The organism is Herbaspirillum sp. NPDC101396 (genome assembly GCF_044767365.1).
In the GTDB taxonomy this organism is placed as follows: domain Bacteria; phylum Pseudomonadota; class Gammaproteobacteria; order Burkholderiales; family Burkholderiaceae_D; genus Herbaspirillum.
The window spans coordinates 571,507-588,673 of record NZ_JBIWNT010000003.1; the positions used below are offsets into that span (position 1 = coordinate 571,507).

General features: G+C 62.5%; 16 protein-coding genes and 1 riboswitch. Of the genes, 5 read left to right on the forward strand and 11 right to left on the reverse strand.

The genetic code is table 11. The annotated features are described in order from the left end of the window. Positions 1–34: 34 nt before the first annotated feature. Positions 35–1,360: a chloride channel protein gene (locus ACIROY_RS12375; RefSeq protein WP_402341799.1), complete on the forward strand. Its 1,326-nt coding sequence runs from the start codon at positions 35–37 to the stop codon at positions 1,358–1,360. Positions 1,361–1,447: 87 nt separating this feature from the next. Here the strand turns inward: ACIROY_RS12375 and ACIROY_RS12380 are convergent, their stop codons facing one another. Further along, positions 1,448–3,367 (reverse strand): chemotaxis protein CheA, encoded by a 1,920-nt coding sequence (locus ACIROY_RS12380; protein WP_402341801.1) that lies wholly within the window; start codon positions 3,365–3,367, stop codon positions 1,448–1,450. Next, entirely contained in the window at positions 3,367–4,101 is a 735-nt protein-coding gene (locus tag ACIROY_RS12385; RefSeq protein WP_402341803.1) for a protein phosphatase CheZ, read from the reverse strand. Before ACIROY_RS12385 ends, ACIROY_RS12380 begins: the two co-directional genes overlap by 1 nt. 413 nt (positions 4,102–4,514) lie before the next feature. Next, positions 4,515–4,776, forward strand: a riboswitch (cobalamin riboswitch). A gap of 62 nt (positions 4,777–4,838) precedes the next feature. Between ACIROY_RS12385 and ACIROY_RS12390 the strand changes: the two genes are divergently transcribed. From ACIROY_RS12390 to ACIROY_RS12400, 3 genes are read left to right on the forward strand one after another with little or no spacing between them, the layout of a single operon-like run. Next, positions 4,839–6,761: a TonB-dependent receptor family protein gene (locus ACIROY_RS12390; protein ID WP_402341805.1), complete on the forward strand. Its 1,923-nt coding sequence runs from the start codon at positions 4,839–4,841 to the stop codon at positions 6,759–6,761. 17 nt (positions 6,762–6,778) lie between these two features. Further along, positions 6,779–7,762, forward strand: coding sequence for a FecCD family ABC transporter permease (locus ACIROY_RS12395; RefSeq protein WP_402341806.1), 984 nt, complete (start codon positions 6,779–6,781; stop codon positions 7,760–7,762). Continuing rightward, the gene (locus ACIROY_RS12400) at positions 7,759–8,529 is read left to right on the forward strand and encodes an ABC transporter ATP-binding protein (protein ID WP_402341808.1); all 771 of its coding nucleotides are present in this window, start codon (positions 7,759–7,761) and stop codon (positions 8,527–8,529) included. The genes ACIROY_RS12395 and ACIROY_RS12400 overlap by 4 nt, the downstream gene beginning before the upstream one ends. Before the next feature lie 5 nt (positions 8,530–8,534). On the opposite strand, the gene ACIROY_RS12405 is transcribed toward ACIROY_RS12400, so the two are convergent. From ACIROY_RS12405 to ACIROY_RS12420, 4 genes are all read right to left on the reverse strand, one after another. Beyond that, positions 8,535–9,434, reverse strand: a complete 900-nt coding sequence (locus ACIROY_RS12405) for a cobalamin-binding protein (RefSeq protein WP_402341810.1) — start codon at positions 9,432–9,434, stop codon at positions 8,535–8,537. After that, positions 9,434–10,273 (reverse strand): pantoate--beta-alanine ligase, encoded by an 840-nt coding sequence (gene panC / locus ACIROY_RS12410; protein ID WP_402272764.1) that lies wholly within the window; start codon positions 10,271–10,273, stop codon positions 9,434–9,436. The genes ACIROY_RS12405 and panC overlap by 1 nt, the downstream gene beginning before the upstream one ends. Before the next feature lie 77 nt (positions 10,274–10,350). Continuing rightward, positions 10,351–11,217, reverse strand: coding sequence for a segregation and condensation protein A (locus ACIROY_RS12415; protein WP_402272761.1), 867 nt, complete (start codon positions 11,215–11,217; stop codon positions 10,351–10,353). Positions 11,218–11,226: 9 nt separating this feature from the next. Next, entirely contained in the window at positions 11,227–11,433 is a 207-nt protein-coding gene (locus ACIROY_RS12420; protein WP_402272759.1) for a DUF3460 family protein, read from the reverse strand. An 85-nt stretch (positions 11,434–11,518) separates the two neighbouring features. On the opposite strand from ACIROY_RS12420, the gene bamE reads away from it, so the two are divergent. Next, a complete protein-coding gene (gene bamE, locus ACIROY_RS12425; RefSeq protein WP_402341812.1) occupies positions 11,519–12,034 on the forward strand; it encodes an outer membrane protein assembly factor BamE in 516 nt (171 codons plus the stop codon). Positions 12,035–12,086: 52 nt separating this feature from the next. Here the strand turns inward: bamE and ACIROY_RS12430 are convergent, their stop codons facing one another. Genes ACIROY_RS12430 through ACIROY_RS12450 form a run of 5 tightly spaced genes read right to left on the reverse strand, consistent with a single transcriptional unit; the run spans position 12,087 to position 17,141 of the window. Then, positions 12,087–13,787, reverse strand: coding sequence for a Na/Pi cotransporter family protein (locus ACIROY_RS12430; RefSeq protein ID WP_402272753.1), 1,701 nt, complete (start codon positions 13,785–13,787; stop codon positions 12,087–12,089). Beyond that, complete coding sequence (locus ACIROY_RS12435) at positions 13,784–14,572, reverse strand: HAD family hydrolase (RefSeq protein WP_402341814.1); 789 nt, start codon at positions 14,570–14,572, stop codon at positions 13,784–13,786. Before ACIROY_RS12435 ends, ACIROY_RS12430 begins: the two co-directional genes overlap by 4 nt. Beyond that, the gene (locus ACIROY_RS12440) at positions 14,569–15,417 is read right to left on the reverse strand and encodes an endonuclease/exonuclease/phosphatase family protein (RefSeq protein WP_402341816.1); all 849 of its coding nucleotides are present in this window, start codon (positions 15,415–15,417) and stop codon (positions 14,569–14,571) included. Before ACIROY_RS12440 ends, ACIROY_RS12435 begins: the two co-directional genes overlap by 4 nt. An 18-nt stretch (positions 15,418–15,435) precedes the next feature. Next, positions 15,436–16,269, reverse strand: coding sequence for a carbohydrate ABC transporter permease (locus ACIROY_RS12445; RefSeq protein ID WP_402272744.1), 834 nt, complete (start codon positions 16,267–16,269; stop codon positions 15,436–15,438). Continuing rightward, positions 16,266–17,141 (reverse strand): carbohydrate ABC transporter permease, encoded by an 876-nt coding sequence (locus tag ACIROY_RS12450; RefSeq protein WP_402272741.1) that lies wholly within the window; start codon positions 17,139–17,141, stop codon positions 16,266–16,268. The genes ACIROY_RS12445 and ACIROY_RS12450 overlap by 4 nt, the downstream gene beginning before the upstream one ends. Positions 17,142–17,167 lie beyond the last annotated feature (26 nt).

A 17,167-nucleotide genomic window follows, 5' to 3' on the forward strand; every position in this document is an offset into this window, starting at 1 on the left:
GGGCAGCCGGATCAACGATGGGAACTGAAACGCGATGATGTCTATGCTTGCCGGCCTGCATGGCCATACTCTCCGCCGGGCGCGCCGGCTGTGGATGCAATACGGAATTCTGTGGCTGGGCGCGGTGCTGGTCGGCCTGGTGGCGGTGATGTATGCCTGGCTGATCGATTTCGGCTTCGAAATGTTCAGCGCCATGCGGCGCGATCACGCCTGGCTGCCGCTGGTCCTGACGCCGGCCATGAGCGCCTTGTGCGTGTGGCTGACGCGCCGCTTCTTTCCGGGCGCCGAGGGCAGCGGGATTCCGCAGGTGATTGCCTCGCTGGCGGAGGAGAATGATCGCGGAACGCCACGTCCTTCCCGTGCGCCTGCGTTGCTGACGCTGAAGATCCTGGCCGGCAAGATCGGCATCTCTTTTCTGGGTATTTTGGGCGGCTTCACTATCGGCCGCGAGGGACCGACGGTGCACGTCGGCGCGGCGCTGATGTACAACATGCGCCGCTTCTATCCGCGTCCCAGCGCCATTCTGGAACGACGCCTGATCCTGGCCGGCGCCGCTGCCGGCTTGTCGGCCGCTTTCAATACGCCGCTGGCCGGCATCGTGTTCGCGATTGAAGAGCTGTCACGCAGCTTCGAGCAACGCGCCAGCGGCATCGTCATCACGACCATCATCTTCGCCGGTATCGTCGCGCTCGGGCTGAACGGCAACTATACCTACTTCGGCACCATCAATGCCGGCAATGACAGCGCGCGCGAACTGATCGTCGCGGTCATCGTCAGCGGCATCCTGATGGGCGTGGCCGGTGGCATCTTTTGCTGGCTGCTGCTCAATACGCACAAGTGGATTCCGGCACCGCTGCGCGCCTTGCGCGCAGAGCGTCCGGTGGTGTTTGGCGCCGTGTGCGGTCTGATCGTCGCGATCGTCGGTTTGTGTGCAGGCAGCATGACCTTCGGCAGCGGCTATGCCGAAGCCAAGGGTTTGCTGAGCGGCCAGACGCAGTTGTCAGCGTGGTATCCGCTGGCCAAGATGGCCTCGATGGTGGGGTCTTACCTGCCGGGGATTCCGGGCGGCATCTTTGCGCCGTCGCTGTCGATCGGCGCCGGCTTCGGCAATCTGCTGCACATGGTGTTCGAGCATACGTCGCTGTCGATGCTGATCGCCCTGGCGATGGTGGGCTATCTGGCTGCAGTGACGCAATCGCCGATCACCGCCTTCGTGATCGTCATGGAAATGATCAACGGCCATGCGCTGGTGATTTCATTGATGGCGACAGCCTTACTGGGCAGTCGCGTCTCGCGCTTCTTTGCGCCGCCGCTGTATGAGGCATTGTCGGAGCGCTACGCGCACGCCACCGTCAAATGATGCCCTGAGAAGGATTTGCTCAGGTCATAAAAAAAGCTGAGCCCGCGAACGGGCTCAGCTTTTTTCGATGGGACTTGAAGAGTTTGCTTAAACTTGCGCCACAGCCTTGGCAGCGGAGCGGCAGCCTTCCAGCAGGAACGAGAGGCCGACCACCAGCACCAGTTCACCCTCAGCAGAGCGTGCAGTGCCGGTAATGCCGTTGGTCTGGATCGCGGTCAACGGTTTGATCACCAGGTCGGCCGTGCCTTCCACGGCGCCGACGCTGAGGATGTACGGATGCGGCACCGCCATGACGATACCGACACGTTCATTGCCCGGTTCATAGCCAAGTACGCCGGCCAGCGAATGCACCGGCAACGGACGACCCTGATCGCGCAACACCGGCGCGCCACCGACTTCATCGAACTCGGCCGGCAATTCCACCACGCGTTCCACCACTGCCATGGGCAAGGCCAATGCAGCACCGGCGGTACGCACCAGCATGGTCGGGATGATCGACAATTCGATCGGGAGGCGGATCGAGAAGCGCGTGCCGACGCCCAGTGTCGAATCGATGCGGATGGTGCCGCGGTGTTTTTCCACGGCCGTTTTCACCACGTCCATGCCGACGCCGCGGCCGGACACGCTGGACGCCACTTCCTTGGTCGAGAAGCCCGGCAGGAACACCAGTTGCAGCGCTTCGTCGTGACTTTGCGCTTCGTGTTCGCCGATGAGGCCCTTGCCGATCGCCTTCTTGCGCAGGAAATCAGGATCCATGCCCTTGCCGTCGTCGAAGATTTCAATCATGACGCTGCTGGCTTCCTGCCATGCCTTGAGTGAAATGGTTGCCTTGTTCGGCTTGCCGGCAGCGCCGCGATCGGTTTCGATACCGTGATCGAGAGAGTTGCGCAGCATGTGGACCAGCGGATCGTAGAGGCTGTCCACGACCACGCGGTCGACTTCGGTTTCCGCACCCGAGATCGCTAGGTCGACGTCCTTGCCCAGATCCTTGGCTAGTTCGCGCACCAGGCGCGGGAATTTCTGGAACAGGCGGCCGACCGGCTGCATGCGCGTCGACAGCGTGGCGCGTTGCAGTTCGCTGGAGTAGCGCGATGCGCGGCCCAGGGTTTCGGCCAGCGTCGACATCAGCGATGCGGCGGTGCCTTCGAACTTGAACTGTTGCAGTTTTTCCAGCAGCACGGCGGCCTGGTTGGCGGCTTGCACCGATTCGCCGGCGACTTCGAGCAGCGCGTCGAGCTTGCCGGCATCGATACGGATGCTTTCTTCCTTGGCGTTGCCGGGTTGATTGTCGGTGGCGCGGCGCGCTTGTACGGGGGCAGCGGCCGGCTTTGGCGTCGGCGTCGCCGAAGGCAGCGACTTCGGATGGCCGGAGCTGCTTTCTGCTTCCGCAGGCGCTGCTTCGGCGGCTGCAGCAGCAACTGGCGCAACTTCTCCGGTACCGCCGGACACAGCCTGGTACAAGGCGTTCCAGTCAAGCGAGCCGTCAGCGCCGAGAACGCTGGCGCCGCCGTTGGCGGAAGGCGTCGAGCCGGCAGCCGGAGCGGCCGCACTGACAGGCGCTGCAGCACTGGCAGCAGGTGCAGCAGCAGCAGCAGGCGCAGCAACAGCAGGCGCCGCCGCATTGCCTTCAATGGCTTGCGTCAGAATGTCTTCAAGGTCCTGCGGCATCGACGCCAGGCTGGCCGGATCGGCGCCGTTGGCCAGCTCGTTGAGCTGGTCGGCGACGAAGCCGCTGGCCTGCAGCGCCGCTTCGATCGCCAGCGGCGTGACCGGCGCCTTGCCGGTGCGCAGGGCGTCGAACAGGTTTTCCGTCAGGTGACAGGCCGATACCATGGCCGGCAAATTGACGAAGCCCGCACCGCCCTTGATGGTGTGGAAGGCGCGGAAAACCGCGTTCAGAATTTCCAGATCGTCAGGATGCCGTTCAAGAGTCAGCAGATGCTCTTCAACGCTAGTCGCGAGGTCCAAGGCCTCAACGACAAAATCCTTGAGCATTTCGTCATCCATTAGAACCCCAGGTTAGCGAGTAAGTCATCCACATCATTCTGCGCCATGGCCGAGCCGGGAGCAGAAGGTCCGTTCAACAACTCAACCGGCTTGTCGGCCTGGATCGCCGCCTTGACTTCCGGCGGTGCGTTGTCGCGCAGCAGTTGCGCAAGTTCGCGTTCCGCCACGGCGGTGATGCCGACGATCTTCTTGATCAACTGCCCGGTGATGTCCTGGAAGTCCTGCGCCATCATGATTTCGAGCATGCGGGCTTTTTCGACCTCGGTGGCTTCGATCACGGCGGAAGAGAATTTCTTGGAATCGTTGGCCAGGTTCTTGAATTCGTCGATGGTCATCTGGCCGGCAAACAGGCGCGCCCAGCGGTCATCGATGTCCTTGGCTTTGCTGGCGAGTGCGTCCTGCGCAGGCATGCCGGCGTCAATCGAATTGAGCACCTTGTTGGCGGCTTGTTCGGTCAGCGTGGCGACATGCTCCAGGCGACCCTGGGCATCGCCGATCTGCGATGCGACGTCTGACAGCGAGCGGTCGTAGCCGAGTTCGCGCATGGAGTCGTGCAACAAGCGAACGATGCCGCCCAGGCGTTCGTACATGGGCTTGTCGGTCTGGTCTTCGAGCGGATCTTCTGTTGCGGCCGAGGGGGCCGAAACTGCCGGCGCGGCTGCCGGGACTGAAGCCGGCAGGGTTTGCGCCGAAATCTCGTCGAATAGTGCTTCTAAATCAACGTCGTCACTCATGATCTTGGTATCTCCATACAAATTTGATGCGTTATTTGCTTCCGCCGCGAGGCAGGTAATCTGTCACAACTGAATTACATGGTTCGACGAGATGGTTCGGTGATATGAAGCTCCTGTTGCTGTAAGTGCGCGGCAGCGGCCGCCGGATATCCATTGCATATCGGCAACAAATAAAAAATCTGTAGAGAGCTTGCCCCTGTTTTTGCCCGATCCCCCGGAGAGTGTCCCGGTAGGGACGGACTTCCGCTATTTGTTGAATGGATTATAAGTCCCTGTCAAGCGGCTCCATCGGCTAAAAAGCGATGAAAATTCCCCATTTAAATGGCGTTATGACGATCTTGTTGATCTTCGGGCAATCATAATGCAAGCCCGCTTCGTTTGTCACGGATGATTGCCGCCTGTGGCGTTGGCGCATACAATTGCGCCGTTTTGGTGCTCGCCGGCATGTTCGTGCCGGCAGTTAAACGGGAAGCACGGCGCGGTCGCCTGGGAAACCAGGACCTCCGCCAACGTGCGCTGCCCCCGCAACGGTAAGCAAGCGCCGTTCCTTGTCGGAACGGCAACCTGCCGACTTCGCCACTGTGACCCTCTCGCATCTTTCGCGCGGCAAGGCATGGGAAGGCGCGGCGGGCCAGGCTTGCAGCCCGGATACCGGCCACGACAGGGGAACGCCCAGGCGTTCCATTTCAATCCGGCTTGCGGGGAGGCAGGCCCGGAGATCATTGCAAAACGACATCATGAAATTCACCGTCCCATCCCGCCGCGCCGCGATCGCCTGCGCTGTGTTTTCACTTGCACAATCGCTGGCGCAGGCCGCCGACGACCCCGGCCTCACGCCGGTCGTCGTTACGGCGTCGCGCTTTCCGAACGATCCTGCGTTTCCGCCCGTGGGCGCGACCGTGATCGGCGCCGAAGACATCCGCAACGCCGGTATCGACAACATCAACGAGGCGATCCGCAAACTGGGTGGCGTGTATGGCCGTCAAAGCCTGGCGGGGCCGGGCGACTTCGCGCTAGACATGCGCGGCTTCGGCAGCAATGGCGATCAGAACATGGTGATCCTGATCGACGGCGTCCGACTGTCGGAAAACGAGTTGTCGACCGCCTTGCTGTCGTCGGTGCCGATCGACTCGGTCGAGCGCATCGAGATCGTACGCGGCGGCGGCAGTGTGCTGTATGGCGACGGCGCCACCGGTGGCACGATCCAGATCATCACCAAGCGCCCGGCTGCGGATGCAATCCACGGCAGCGTGGTCGGCGAAATCGGCAGCAACGGTTTGCGCAGCGGCCGCGCCAGCGTCGCCAAGGGCTGGGACGGCTTCGCCCTGAATGCCGCGTACAGCAAACAGCATGCCGACAACTACCGCGACAACAATGCTTCCAACCAGGAGAATTTCAGCGGCACGGCGCAATGGTTTTCCAATCAAGGTCGCTTCGGCTTGCGGGTTGATCTCGCACGCGCCGACTACGGCCTGGCCGGCTCGCTGAGCATGGCGCAATTCCTTACCAATCCGCGTCAGGCCACCACGCCGAAAGATTACGGCTCCTACGACAGCGACCGCATCACCGCTTTCTTCGAGCGCAAGTTCGGCGCGCTGGAAGCCGCGGCCGAGTTGTCGCATCGCGAAAAGATTTCGCGTTCCAGCTATGGCGGAGGCGCGGTCAGTGAAGTGCATAGCCGCACCACGCAGTTCTCGCCGCGCTTGCGCCACATCGCCGAAGGTGGCGTGTTGAAGAACGAACTGGTGGCCGGCGTCGATTTCTCCGAATGGGGGATCGGCAACGTCGACGGCAGCGGCGACGCGGCGCAGACTGCGCGCGCGGCCTACGTGCGCGACGAAGTGCAGATCGCCGGCAACACCCGTATCGCGCTGGGTTTGCGCCATGAGGTCATGGACAAGCGCAGCACCGCCAACGCCTACGACAAGGCGCAAGGCGTCAACGCCTGGGAGGTGCAGGCGAGCCACGCGGTGCTGCCGTCGCTGCGCCTGTTCGGTAAAGCCGGTCAAAGCTACCGGTTGCCGACCGCGGACGAAAACCGCGGCATCGTGCTGGCGGCCGGACAAATCCTCAAGCCGCAGACTTCGCATGACCTGGAGTTCGGCGCCACCTGGGGCGGCGCCGACAACAATGCCACGCTCAGGTGGTTTCGACATCGCATCAAGGATGAGTTGTTTTACGATCCCACCGTCGGCGCATTTGGTGCCAACGTCAATCTCGATCCGACCAAGCGGCAGGGCGTCGAATTGGACGCCGCCGCGCGCCTGAACGCCGACTTCAGCCTCAAGGCGAATTTCCAACACATTGCAGCCGCCTTCACGGACGGTCCGAATGCCGGCAAGGAAATGGTGCTGGTGCCAAAGAATACTGCCTCGGCGCGGCTCAACTGGCAGTCCGGCAACCAGACCGTCAACCTCGGCGTGCTGTGGGCCGATGCGCAGCGCTACGGCAGTGACTTCAGCAATACCTGCAATGCGCGCATGCCGTCGTACACCACGGTCGATGCGCGCTACGCGATGCGCGTGAGTACGTGGGAGCTGGCGCTGACCGGCAGCAACCTGGGCGACCGGCGTTATTTCTCGCAAGCCTTCGGCTGCGCCTCGGGCATCTATCCGGAAAGCGGCCGTGCAGTAAAATTCACCGCCCGTTACGACTTTTAAATCACCTCAAGGACTTCATGCGCAGAGCGATCTTGGTGCTTTCCTGCCTGGCCGTATTGGCCGGGCTGGCGCTCGTGCTGGCGGGTCTGTGCGGCAGCACCGGCTGTCTGCGCCCAAGCGGCGATTCTGCCGATATCGCCATGCTGCTGCAATTGCGCGTGCCGCGCGCGTTGACGGCGTTCACCGTCGGCGCCTTGCTGGCGATGGCGGGCGCGCTGATGCAGGTATTGCTACGCAATCCCTTGGCTGAACCCTATGTGCTTGGCGTCTCCGGCGGATCTGCGGCGGGTGCCTTGCTGGCGATGCTATTGGCTGCGTCCATCGGTTTGCCGCGCCAGAATATCGCTGCCGTCGGCGCTGCATTGGGCGCCGGCCTGGCGGTGCTGCTGCTGTTCGGCCTGGTCGGGAAATCGCTGCGGCGCTTGCCGCTGTCGCCGATGGCGGCCGGGCATCGGCTGCTGCTGACCGGTGTGATGCTGGCGGCCGGTTTCGGCGCCGTCATCACGCTGGTGCTGACGCTGGCGGGAGATACGCAATTGCGCGGCATGGTGTTCTGGCTCATGGGCGATCTCGAAGACAGCCGCTTCCTGCCGGTGGCCGCCGCCATCGCGGGCGCGGTCTTGCTGTGGTCGACATGGAATGCACCGCGCTTGAACCTGCTGGCGCGCGGAGAGAGTTTTGCGCAGTTGCTGGGGGTGCCGGTGGTGCGACTGCGCGTGGCGACCTTGTGCGCGGCGTCGTTGGCGACGGCTGCCGCAGTGACGCTGGCCGGCACCATCGGCTTCGTCGGGCTGGTGGTGCCGCACGGTCTGCGCCTGCTGGTCGGCAACGATCAGCGCGTGTTGCTGCCGGCCTCGGCGCTGGCCGGAGGAGCCGGTTTGACGCTGGCCGATCTGGCAGCGCGCACGATTGTCGCGCCGATGCAATTGCCGGTCGGCGTCATCACGGCCTTGATCGGCGTGCCCTTGTTCCTGTGGCTGCTGGCGCGGAGTCGCGCATGACGGCGGGCCTGTTGCTGCAGGTGGAGGCGCTGACCTTGCGCGCCGGCGACATCACCTTGTTGGAGAACTTCAACTGGCAAGTGCGCGCCGGTGAATTCTGGTGTGTGCTCGGCAAAAACGGCATCGGCAAAAGCACTTTGCTGCATGCCGTTGCAGGCTTGTTGAAGCCTGTGTCCGGCCGCGTCTGTTCCCCGGATGGCGACATCGCACGAACCGCGCCGCAGCAGTTGGCCTTGTGGCGCGGCTTGCAGGTGCAGCAACAGGTCGACGCGTTTGCGTGCAGCGTACTGGACAGCGTGATGGCGGGTTTGCATCCGTATCGTCCGGGCTGGGGCTGGCCGGATGAAGCCGACCGGCGCGCTGCGCTGTATGCATTGGAACGTCTGGACATGGCGTCTTACGCCGATGCCGACGTGATGCGTTTGTCGGGCGGCGAGCGCCAGCGTGTCGCGATGGCGACGCTGATGCTGCAGGCGCCGCAACTTTATCTGCTGGACGAGCCGGCCTCGCATCAGGACGTCGCCGCGCAGCAGCTGGTGATGCGCACGCTCAAGGAACTGGCGGACGCTGACCACGCCGTCGTCGCCACCATGCACGACATCAATCTGGCGACGCGTTTTGCGTCGCATGTGTTGTTGATCGCAGAGGGGAAAGTCTGGCAGGGCAGGGCCACGGATATTCTGCGCCCGGACCTGCTGGAGGCGGCCTACGATTGCCGTTTCGAGATAGTGGAATCTGCCGGAGGACGGTGGCTGATGCCGGCCTGAGTTTTTTAGCCAGGCGGACGCCGCGCGCGCACTGTATCGAGCATCTTGCAGACTTCTTCGGTCGCATCCAGGACGCGCGGACCCGGACGGTTAAGCCAGTCGGCGTTGACCGTGAACAGGTTGCCGGCGACCACCGCCTTCATCTTGCCGAACTGACGCCATTCATCGAGCGGATGATCCTTGGCGTCGTCGGGGGCAAGGATGGCCTCGGGATTGGCGGCAATCACCGACTCCAGGCTGACGTGGGGCGCCAGTTGCGGCAAGTCGCCGAAGATATTGTTGCCGCCGCAGGTGCGCAGCACCGTCGACACCATGTGCTTGCCGTTGAGCGTCATCAGCGGTCGTCCCCAGATCTGATAGAACACGTTGACCGGCTTGCGGTCACGGTAGTTGCGGCTCAGTGCCTGCCAGCGCGCGCGGAAATCCGCGGCCGCCTTGCGGCCTTGTTCGTCGGTGCCGCTGAGTACACCCAGCCGTTCCAGCGAGGTCGCAATCGTTGCGTAATCGGCCGGCTGGCTTTCGAACACCGGCAAACCGAACGCCCGCAGCTGCTGCAACTGCGAGGCTGAGTTGCCGCTGCGCCAGGCCAGGATCAGATCGGGTTTGAGCGTGAGGATTTTTTCTATGTCGACCGCGCTGATGCGGCCGACCGAGGTCACTTGCAGCGCAGCCGGAGGATAGTTGCTGTAGTTGCTGACGCCGATGACATACGGTCCGGCGCCTGCGGCGTAGAGCAATTCGGTGGTATGCGGCGACAAGCTGACGATGCGGCGGGCGGGCTTGTCGAGACGAATGTCGTTGCCGAAATCATCGGTGACGGTGATGCTTGCGGCGGCGTTGCCGGCCCAAAGCAACGCCAGCGCCGCCGGCACAGCGAACCGCAGCGGCATCAGCCGATAGCGCATCAGACTTCGAGATTGTCGATCAGGCGCGTCTTGCCGAGTTTGGCGGCGGCGACCACGACCAGTTGTTCGCCCTGCGCCAGGTCGCCGGCGGACGGCGGCTGCAAGTCGTTGCGCTTGCGGATCGAGATGTAATCGGGTTGCCAGCCGCGCTGCGTCAGCGCATCCATGGCCTTGCGTTCCAGTCTGGAAATGTCGGGATGGCCGCCGCGCACTTCGTCGGCGACCTGGTTGAGCACCTTGTACAGCTCGGGGGCTTCCGCGCGTTCGTCGGCCGACAGGTAGCCGTTGCGCGAGGACAGCGCGAGGCCGTCGTCGGCGCGCCAGGTTTCGGCGGCGATGATTTCGGTCGGCAGCGCGAACTGGCGCGCCATATTGCGCACGATCATCAGCTGCTGGTAATCCTTCTTGCCGAACACCGCCACGCGCGGCTGCACACAGGAGAACAGCTTGAGCACGACGGTGGTCACGCCGGTGAAAAAGCCGGGACGGAATTCGCCTTCGAGAATGTTGCCGAGATCATCCGGCGGCTGCACGCGGTATTCCTGCGGCTCGGGATAGAGATCTCTTTCCGTCGGTGCGAACAGGACGTAGACGCCTTCCTTCTCCAGCTTGTCGATGTCGGCCTGGAAGGTGCGCGGATATTTGTCGAAGTCTTCGTTCGGTCCGAACTGCAGGCGGTTGACGAAAATCGACGCGACCACCGGATCGCCATGGGTGCGCGCCAGGCGCATCAGCGACAGGTGGCCTTCATGCAGGTTGCCCATCGTGGGGACGAAAGCGGTGCGCAATTGGCCGCGCAGCTGGTCGCGCAGTTCTTCGATGGACGAGATGATTTTCATGGCGTGGTGTCGTGAATGGATGCGGAAGCAGGCTGCGATGTACTGGGCCGATGGAGCTGAAGGGTGAGTTCGGCAGCTCAGCTCGGTGAATAGGACAGCCGCACGTAGATCGGCGCGAAGGCTTCAGCCTGGGTGATTTCGATCAGGGTTTCCTTGGCCAGCTCGAGCAGGGCGATGAAATTCACCACCACCACCGGTACGCCGCGGGCCGGATCGAACAGGTCGGCGAATTCGACGAAGCGCGCCGAACGCAGGCGCCGCAGGATGCCGGTCATGTGTTCACGCACCGACAATTCTTCGCGGCTGATATGGTGATGCGCGGTCAGCTTGGCGCGCCGCATGATGTCGGCCCACACCGCATGCAGGTCGTCGACGTTGACGTCGGGCCAACGCGTGACGACGGTTTGTTCCACGTAAACCTGGGTGCGCACATAGTCACGGCCGACTTGCGGCAGCGAGTCGAGCTCTTGCGCGGCCAGCTTCATCTGTTCGTATTCGAGCAGGCGGCGTACCAGTTCGGCGCGCGGATCTTCGGCTTCTTCGCCGGAATCGGCCTTCCTGACCGGCAGCAGCATGCGCGATTTGATCTCGATCAGCATCGCCGCCATCAGCAGGTATTCTGCGGCCAGCTCAAGGTTGTGCTTGCGGATCTGTTCGACGTATTCCAGGTATTGCAGGGTAACCTGCGCCATCGGGATGTCGAGGATGTTGAAGTTTTGTTTGCGGATCAGGTACAGCAACAGATCCAGCGGTCCCTGGAACGCTTCCAGGAAAATCTCCAGCGCGTCCGGCGGAATGTACAGATCGGTGGGCAGCTTGAACAGCGGCTCGCCGTACAGCTTCGCGAACGCGACGCCGTCGACCACATTGGGGGTCGAGTCCGGCTGGCCTTCCAGCGTCAGTTCGGCAGCGTCGGAGGATGGATTCCCGGCGTTTTCGATCATGCTGGCGAATCAGTGATTTTGGTAAACGTAAGGCTGTTGCTTGACGCGGGATTCCTTGTCGCGCGCGGTCTTGTCCAGATCCAGCGGCGTCTTGTCCCACAGCAGGGCGCGGCCGGCGCGTTGCTGTTCTTCGAGGTCGGGATTCTTTTCCTTGAGTTCGGCGATGAACTTGGTGGCTTCCGACTCGTACGAGGTGAAAAGTTTGCTGAAGAACATGATTTATCCCGGGAATTCTTGTTAACTGGCTAATAACCGCTATTCTACCCTGTCTTGAAGCCCGCATAGAATGGCAGACGCAAAGATGACCATGATCAAAAACAACTTGCTGGCCCGGCTGCTGGCTGTCTGCGCGACTGTGCTCGCGCTCGGCTGCGACCGCAACGGCAATCCGGTGGAGGAATTCGGTTTGGACAAGTTGAACAAAGGCGTATCGACCGAGGCCGACGTGCGCGGCGTGATGGGACAGCCGGACAGCGTGCGCGAGGAGAGCGACGGCGGCCGCACGCTGGAATACCCGAAAGGACCCCAAGGTGTTCGCACCTGGATGTTCCGCATCGGCGCCGATGGAAAATTGTCAGACTATCAACAAGTGCTGACCGCCGAAAACTTTGACCGGGTGCAGAAGGGTATGACCCGCGAAGAAGTGCGCAACATGCTCGGTCGTCCGCGCACCGTGGTGCCGTTCGCGCGCAAGCAGGAAGAAGTGTGGGACTGGAAATACCTGTACGTCCATGAAGAACGACTGTTCAACGTGCATTTCGACATGCAGACCGGCAAGGTCGTGCGCATGTCGATTTCGGAGATATCCGGGCACTGACCTGCATTGCGCAGGATCAGCGCAGGATCAGCGCCGGTGGGCGCCGATCAGATCAGGGCGGGTGCGAGTAGTCGCCGAACTCCTGGCGCTCCTGCACCACCACCGGATCTTCACCGATGTCCATGCGACTGCGGCGTAGCATGCCGGCTTCGTCCAGCACCGAATAGGCGGTCGAGCAGAACAGCGAATGCATGCGGCGCATGTCGCTGATCAGGTCCAGATGCAAGGAACTGGTTTCGATGCTCTGCTGGGTTTCGCCGGCCAGACGCGTCAGGTGTGTCTTGGAGTAGGCGCGTTCAAGGTCGCGGAACGCTTCCTTCTCGGCCAGCAGTTTTTGCGCGCTCTTGAGGTCGCCGTCGATGAACACGGACAGGCCCAGTTGCAGGCTCGCCACCAGGCGTGCATGCATTTCGCAGACCTCGTTCATGCCGGCAGCGGAGAAGCTGCGCTGCAGCGCGATCTTCTTGCTTTCGATGCCCTTGACGATGCGCTCGATGATGTCGCCGGCCTGTTCCAGGTTGATCGTCAGCGTGACGATATTGGTCCAGCGGCGCACTTCCTTTTCATTGAGTTCTTCACGCGAGACGCGCGCCAGATACATCTTCACCGCCGTATACAGCTTGTCGACGTCGTCATCGAGCTTGCGGATCTGTTGCGCGCGCAGCTGGTTGTTGTCGCGAATGACCGGCAACAGGCTCGTCAACATTTTCTCGATCAGGTCGCCGATACGCAGCACTTCTCGCGAGGCATTGGCCAGCGCCAGCGAGGGCGTGTCGATTGCGGCAAGGTCGAGGTGGCGCGCGACGGCGGCGTCTTCTTCATCCTTCTGCGACGCCGGCAACAGTCGTTCGCACAGGCGCGCCATCGGTTCCACCAGCGGCAGCAGCAGGCCGCAACGCACCGTGTTGTACAGCACGTGGAAGGCCACCACACTGAAGCGCAGGTCCTTGCCCAGCAGGGCAATCCACAAGTCGATGTAATTGATGAAGGGCAGCACCACGATCGCGCCGGACAGGCGGAACAGCATGCTGCCCAGCGCCACCCGTCGGCCGGCGACGTTCTGGCTGGCGGCAGTCAGCAGCGCCAGGATGCCGCTGCCGAGGTTGGCGCCGATCACCAGGCACAGCGCCACCTTCAGCGAAATGATGCCGGAGGTGGCCAGCGTCGCAGCCAGCAGCACGGCAGCCAGGCTGGAATAGGTCAGCATGGCGAACACCGCACCGATCAGCGCGTCGAGAATGATGTCGCCGGTCAGTGTGGAAAACAGTACCTTGATGCCGGCGCCCGTGATCATCGGCCGCGTCGCCGCAGTGATCAGTTCCAGCGCCAGCAGGATCAGGCCGAGGCCGATCACGGCGCGCGCCAGGCGTCCCACCGAGGTATGGCGGCGCGACAGATACACCACCACACCGCCGAAAATCAGCAGCGGCGAAATCCACGACAGATCGAAACTCAGCACGCCCGTCATCAGCGCGGTGCCGACGTCGGCGCCGAGCATGATGGTCAGCGCCGGCGTCAGCCCGACCAGACCTTGGGCAACGAAGGAGCAGACGATGACGGCGGTGGCGTTGCTGCTCTGGACCAGGCTGGTGACGCCGACGCCGGCCAGGAAGGCCAGGCCGCGGCGCTTGATGCTGGTGCTCAGGATGCGGCGCAGCTGCGCACCGTAGACGCGCAGCACGTCGGTACGAACGATGTGGGTGCCCCATACCAGCAGGGCCAGTGCAGAAAGCAGGTTGAGAAGGGTGGTCATGGCTCCAGCAAATGTTGAGTCAATTCGGCAAATCCGGCGCCGAAAGGATGCCGCGTGATGAAGCGCGGCGGATGTTGCAGGCGATCAGCAAATTCGAGCACGTTGGCCACCCCCACCGACAGCGGAAAGTAGGCGAACATCGGTGCGTCGTTGGGCGAGTCGCCGGCGAATACGCAGCGGCTGCGTTCTTCGTCATCGGCGAGGTCGACGTCGTAGCGCTCCTGCATCATGAGGCGCGCCATGCTCAGTTTGTCGTAGTCGCCGAACCAGCCGTTGACGTGGATGGAACTGATTTTTGCAGTCATCCCTGCATCTTCCATGATTTGCACGATGCGATCAACGGCTGCGCGGTCCAGCGGCGGTACATCCTCACAAAAATCGATGGCCAGGTCGTACTGGCGGCAGAACTGATCGGACGCTACGGCGCAACCCGGCACTTCACGCAGGATGCGGTCGCGCACTGCTGCCAGCTTGTCGGTGTTATTGCGGCGGCTTGTTTCATCCAGCAGATGGCGTGTGCGCAGCTTGTTGGCGGCGCGGTCATGCCACATATAGAGCGCACCGTTCTCGCCGATCACGCCGTCGACCGGCCACATGCGCGCGATCTGGTCGCACCAGCCGGCCGGACGGCCGGTCACGGGGATCACGCGCAGGCCGGCGCGCTGCAAAGTCTCCAGCGATTGGTACGCTTGCGCGCTGAGTTTGCCGTCGGTGGTCAGGGTGTCGTCGATGTCGGTGAAGACGGTCGTGACCTGTGCGCGCGGCAATTGGTCTACGGATTTCATTTCAATTCCAGTAATTGCGGTTGGTGGTCGGAAGAGTGCGTGTCGCTGTCGATGTCAAAGGCGCGCACGCGCGGCAACAAATCTTCGCTGGCGAAGATGAAGTCGCAGGCAAAGGCTTCCGGCCATTGTTCGCGATCATATAGACCGACATTGTGCGGATGCGGTTTGTTCCCGTGCAGGTATTCCCAGGTGTCGCGCAGTCTCGGCACGCCGTCCTTGAACGGATGTTGCAGGCGCGAATGCAGCGGATCTTCCGGGCGGAAATTGAAGTCGCCGGTGAGGATCGTTTTGGATGTCTGTTCGAACGCATGGTAAGGCGAACCAGACAGGTCGCGCACGCGGCTGCGGGCCGCCCGCAGCGAGGTCTCGGCATGAATCGCGCGGATCGCCTCGACCTGGGCGCGGCGTTGCAGCAGGGAATAATATTCCAGGTGCGTGTTCATCACGCGCACAGCGCCCAGTGGCGTGTCCAGCGTCGCCTCGATCAGCACGCGCGGCATGCTGATGACGTCGGCGTCGACCGGCCACGGCAACTGGTGGCGCAGCACGCGCGAGACCGGATAGCGCGACAGGATCATGTTGCCGAAGCAGCGCCGGCTGCCGTCGGGTGCGGCGACGTCGACGCCGGCCGCCGGGATGGCCGTGAAGTCCGGCAACAGCCGCGCGAAGATCTCGAACTGGTTCTCGCCGGCGCTGCCGGCCAGCGACGGGAAATTCGCCGCCACTTCCTGCAGGCACAGCACGTCGAAGTCGCCGAGCTTCTTTGCGTCGCGCACGATGCGCGCCGGATCGACGACGCCGTCAACGCCGCGCGACCATTGGATATTCCAGCTGATGAGTTTCATCGCAATGTCCTCATCAAATCAGCGAATGCCGGCGCGCATGAACGACTGCACGAACTGGCGCTGGAACAGCAGGAACGCCAGCAACAGCGGCGCCGAGGTCATCAGCGTGGCCGAGGTGATAATCGACCAGTCGACGCCCTGGTCGGTGGACGAGAACACCTGCAGACCGACCGTCAGCGGACGCGACTCGACCGAGTTGGTGACGATCAGCGGCCACAGGAAATTGTTCCAGTGCGTGCTGATCGAGACCAGGCCGAACGCCAGGTAGATCGGCTTGGCCAGCGGCACGTACACCTTCCACAGCACTTGCATGGCGCTGGCGCCTTCCACGGTGGCGGCTTCATCCAGCTCGCGCGGCACTGTCTTGAAGGTCTGGCGCAGCAGGAAGATGCCGAACGCCGAGGCGAAGTAGGGCAGGCCGATCGACAGGATGGTGTCGCGCAGGCCGAGCAGGTTCATGGTGTTGTAGTTCTCGACGATCAGGATGTCGGGCATCACCATCAGTTGCATCAGCACCAGCATGAACATGATGTTGTCGCCGCGGAAGCGGTAGCGCGAAAATGCATAGGCCGCCATCGTCGCCAGCACCATCTGCGCGATCAGGATCATCGACACCAGCAGGAAGGTGTTGAGGAAGTAGCGCGGGAATGGCGCCGCATTCCAGGCGTTGACGAAGTTCTGCAGCGTCAGCGGCGCGGTCAGCGAGAAGCGCGTGGCGAACTCGGCTGGATGGAATGCGGTCCAGACCGCATAGATCAGCGGCAGCAGCCACAGCAGGCCGAGCACCCAGGCCGCGATGGTTTCCAGTATCTTGTTCCGTTCACCGAACGGATTGGTGGCTTGAGCGATCATTGGTAGTGAGTCCTGCGGTCGAGAATTCGGAATTTGACGAAGGCGATCACCGCCAGCATCATCAGCAGCACCACGGTCAGCGCGGCGGCGTAGGACGAATCCCAGAAGCTGAAGCCGACTTCATAGATGTAGTACAGCAGCAGCGAGCTGGCGTTGTCCGGTCCGCCCTTGGTCATCACCACAATATGGTCGACCAGGCGGAAGGAATTGATCAGCGCGTTGATCAGCACGAACAGCGTGGTCGGCATCAGCAGCGGGAACTGCACCTTCCAGAAATACTGCCAGCGCGACGCGCCTTCCAGTCCGGCGGCTTCCGCCAGCACCGGCGAGATCTGCTGCAGCGCAGCCAGGTAGAAGATCATGAAGAAGCCGGCTTCCTTCCAGATCGCCACCACCATCATGCAGCCCAGCACGGTGTCCGGATTGCCCAGCCAGTTATGCGAAGGCAGGCCAAGCGCATTGGTCAGTTGCTCCAGCAAGCCGTATTGCGGCGTGTAGAAGAACAACCAGATATTGGCCACCGCAATCATCGGCAGCACCGTCGGCGTGAAGTAAGCCAGGCGCAGCAGGCCGCGGCCCAGCAGCTTGTCGTTGACCCACAGCGCCATCATGATGGCCAGCGCGATCGAGACCGGGATGGTACCCAGCGCGAACCACAGGTTGTTGAATAGCGCGCGCCAGAAGACCGGGTCGTCGGCCATCAGCGCATAGTTTTCCAGGCCGACGAACACCGACGGGCTGGCACCCTTGGGCGTGGAAAAGAAACTGTGCCAGATCGTCGCCACCGCCGGATAGTGGGTGAACGCGACCAGCAGCACCATGGCCGGCATCAGCAGCAGCCAGGGTGTGATGGAAAATTGTGTGCGATTCATGTAAAGCCTTTTGCTGTCTCAGACCA

What these genes read in the sequence shown, in the direction of transcription:
- ACIROY_RS12375 (WP_402341799.1), top strand. Translation starts at nt 35, where the DNA reads ATGATGTCTATGCTTGCCGGCCTGCATGGCCATACTCTCCGCCGGGCG.
- ACIROY_RS12380 (WP_402341801.1), bottom strand. Translation starts at nt 3,367, where the DNA reads ATGGATGACGAAATGCTCAAGGATTTTGTCGTTGAGGCCTTGGACCTC.
- ACIROY_RS12385 (WP_402341803.1), bottom strand. Translation starts at nt 4,101, where the DNA reads ATGAGTGACGACGTTGATTTAGAAGCACTATTCGACGAGATTTCGGCG.
- ACIROY_RS12390 (WP_402341805.1), top strand. Translation starts at nt 4,839, where the DNA reads ATGAAATTCACCGTCCCATCCCGCCGCGCCGCGATCGCCTGCGCTGTG.
- ACIROY_RS12395 (WP_402341806.1), top strand. Translation starts at nt 6,779, where the DNA reads ATGCGCAGAGCGATCTTGGTGCTTTCCTGCCTGGCCGTATTGGCCGGG.
- ACIROY_RS12400 (WP_402341808.1), top strand. Translation starts at nt 7,759, where the DNA reads ATGACGGCGGGCCTGTTGCTGCAGGTGGAGGCGCTGACCTTGCGCGCC.
- ACIROY_RS12405 (WP_402341810.1), bottom strand. Translation starts at nt 9,434, where the DNA reads ATGCGCTATCGGCTGATGCCGCTGCGGTTCGCTGTGCCGGCGGCGCTG.
- panC (WP_402272764.1), bottom strand. Translation starts at nt 10,273, where the DNA reads ATGAAAATCATCTCGTCCATCGAAGAACTGCGCGACCAGCTGCGCGGC.
- ACIROY_RS12415 (WP_402272761.1), bottom strand. Translation starts at nt 11,217, where the DNA reads ATGATCGAAAACGCCGGGAATCCATCCTCCGACGCTGCCGAACTGACG.
- ACIROY_RS12420 (WP_402272759.1), bottom strand. Translation starts at nt 11,433, where the DNA reads ATGTTCTTCAGCAAACTTTTCACCTCGTACGAGTCGGAAGCCACCAAG.
- bamE (WP_402341812.1), top strand. Translation starts at nt 11,519, where the DNA reads ATGACCATGATCAAAAACAACTTGCTGGCCCGGCTGCTGGCTGTCTGC.
- ACIROY_RS12430 (WP_402272753.1), bottom strand. Translation starts at nt 13,787, where the DNA reads ATGACCACCCTTCTCAACCTGCTTTCTGCACTGGCCCTGCTGGTATGG.
- ACIROY_RS12435 (WP_402341814.1), bottom strand. Translation starts at nt 14,572, where the DNA reads ATGAAATCCGTAGACCAATTGCCGCGCGCACAGGTCACGACCGTCTTC.
- ACIROY_RS12440 (WP_402341816.1), bottom strand. Translation starts at nt 15,417, where the DNA reads ATGAAACTCATCAGCTGGAATATCCAATGGTCGCGCGGCGTTGACGGC.
- ACIROY_RS12445 (WP_402272744.1), bottom strand. Translation starts at nt 16,269, where the DNA reads ATGATCGCTCAAGCCACCAATCCGTTCGGTGAACGGAACAAGATACTG.
- ACIROY_RS12450 (WP_402272741.1), bottom strand. Translation starts at nt 17,141, where the DNA reads ATGAATCGCACACAATTTTCCATCACACCCTGGCTGCTGCTGATGCCG.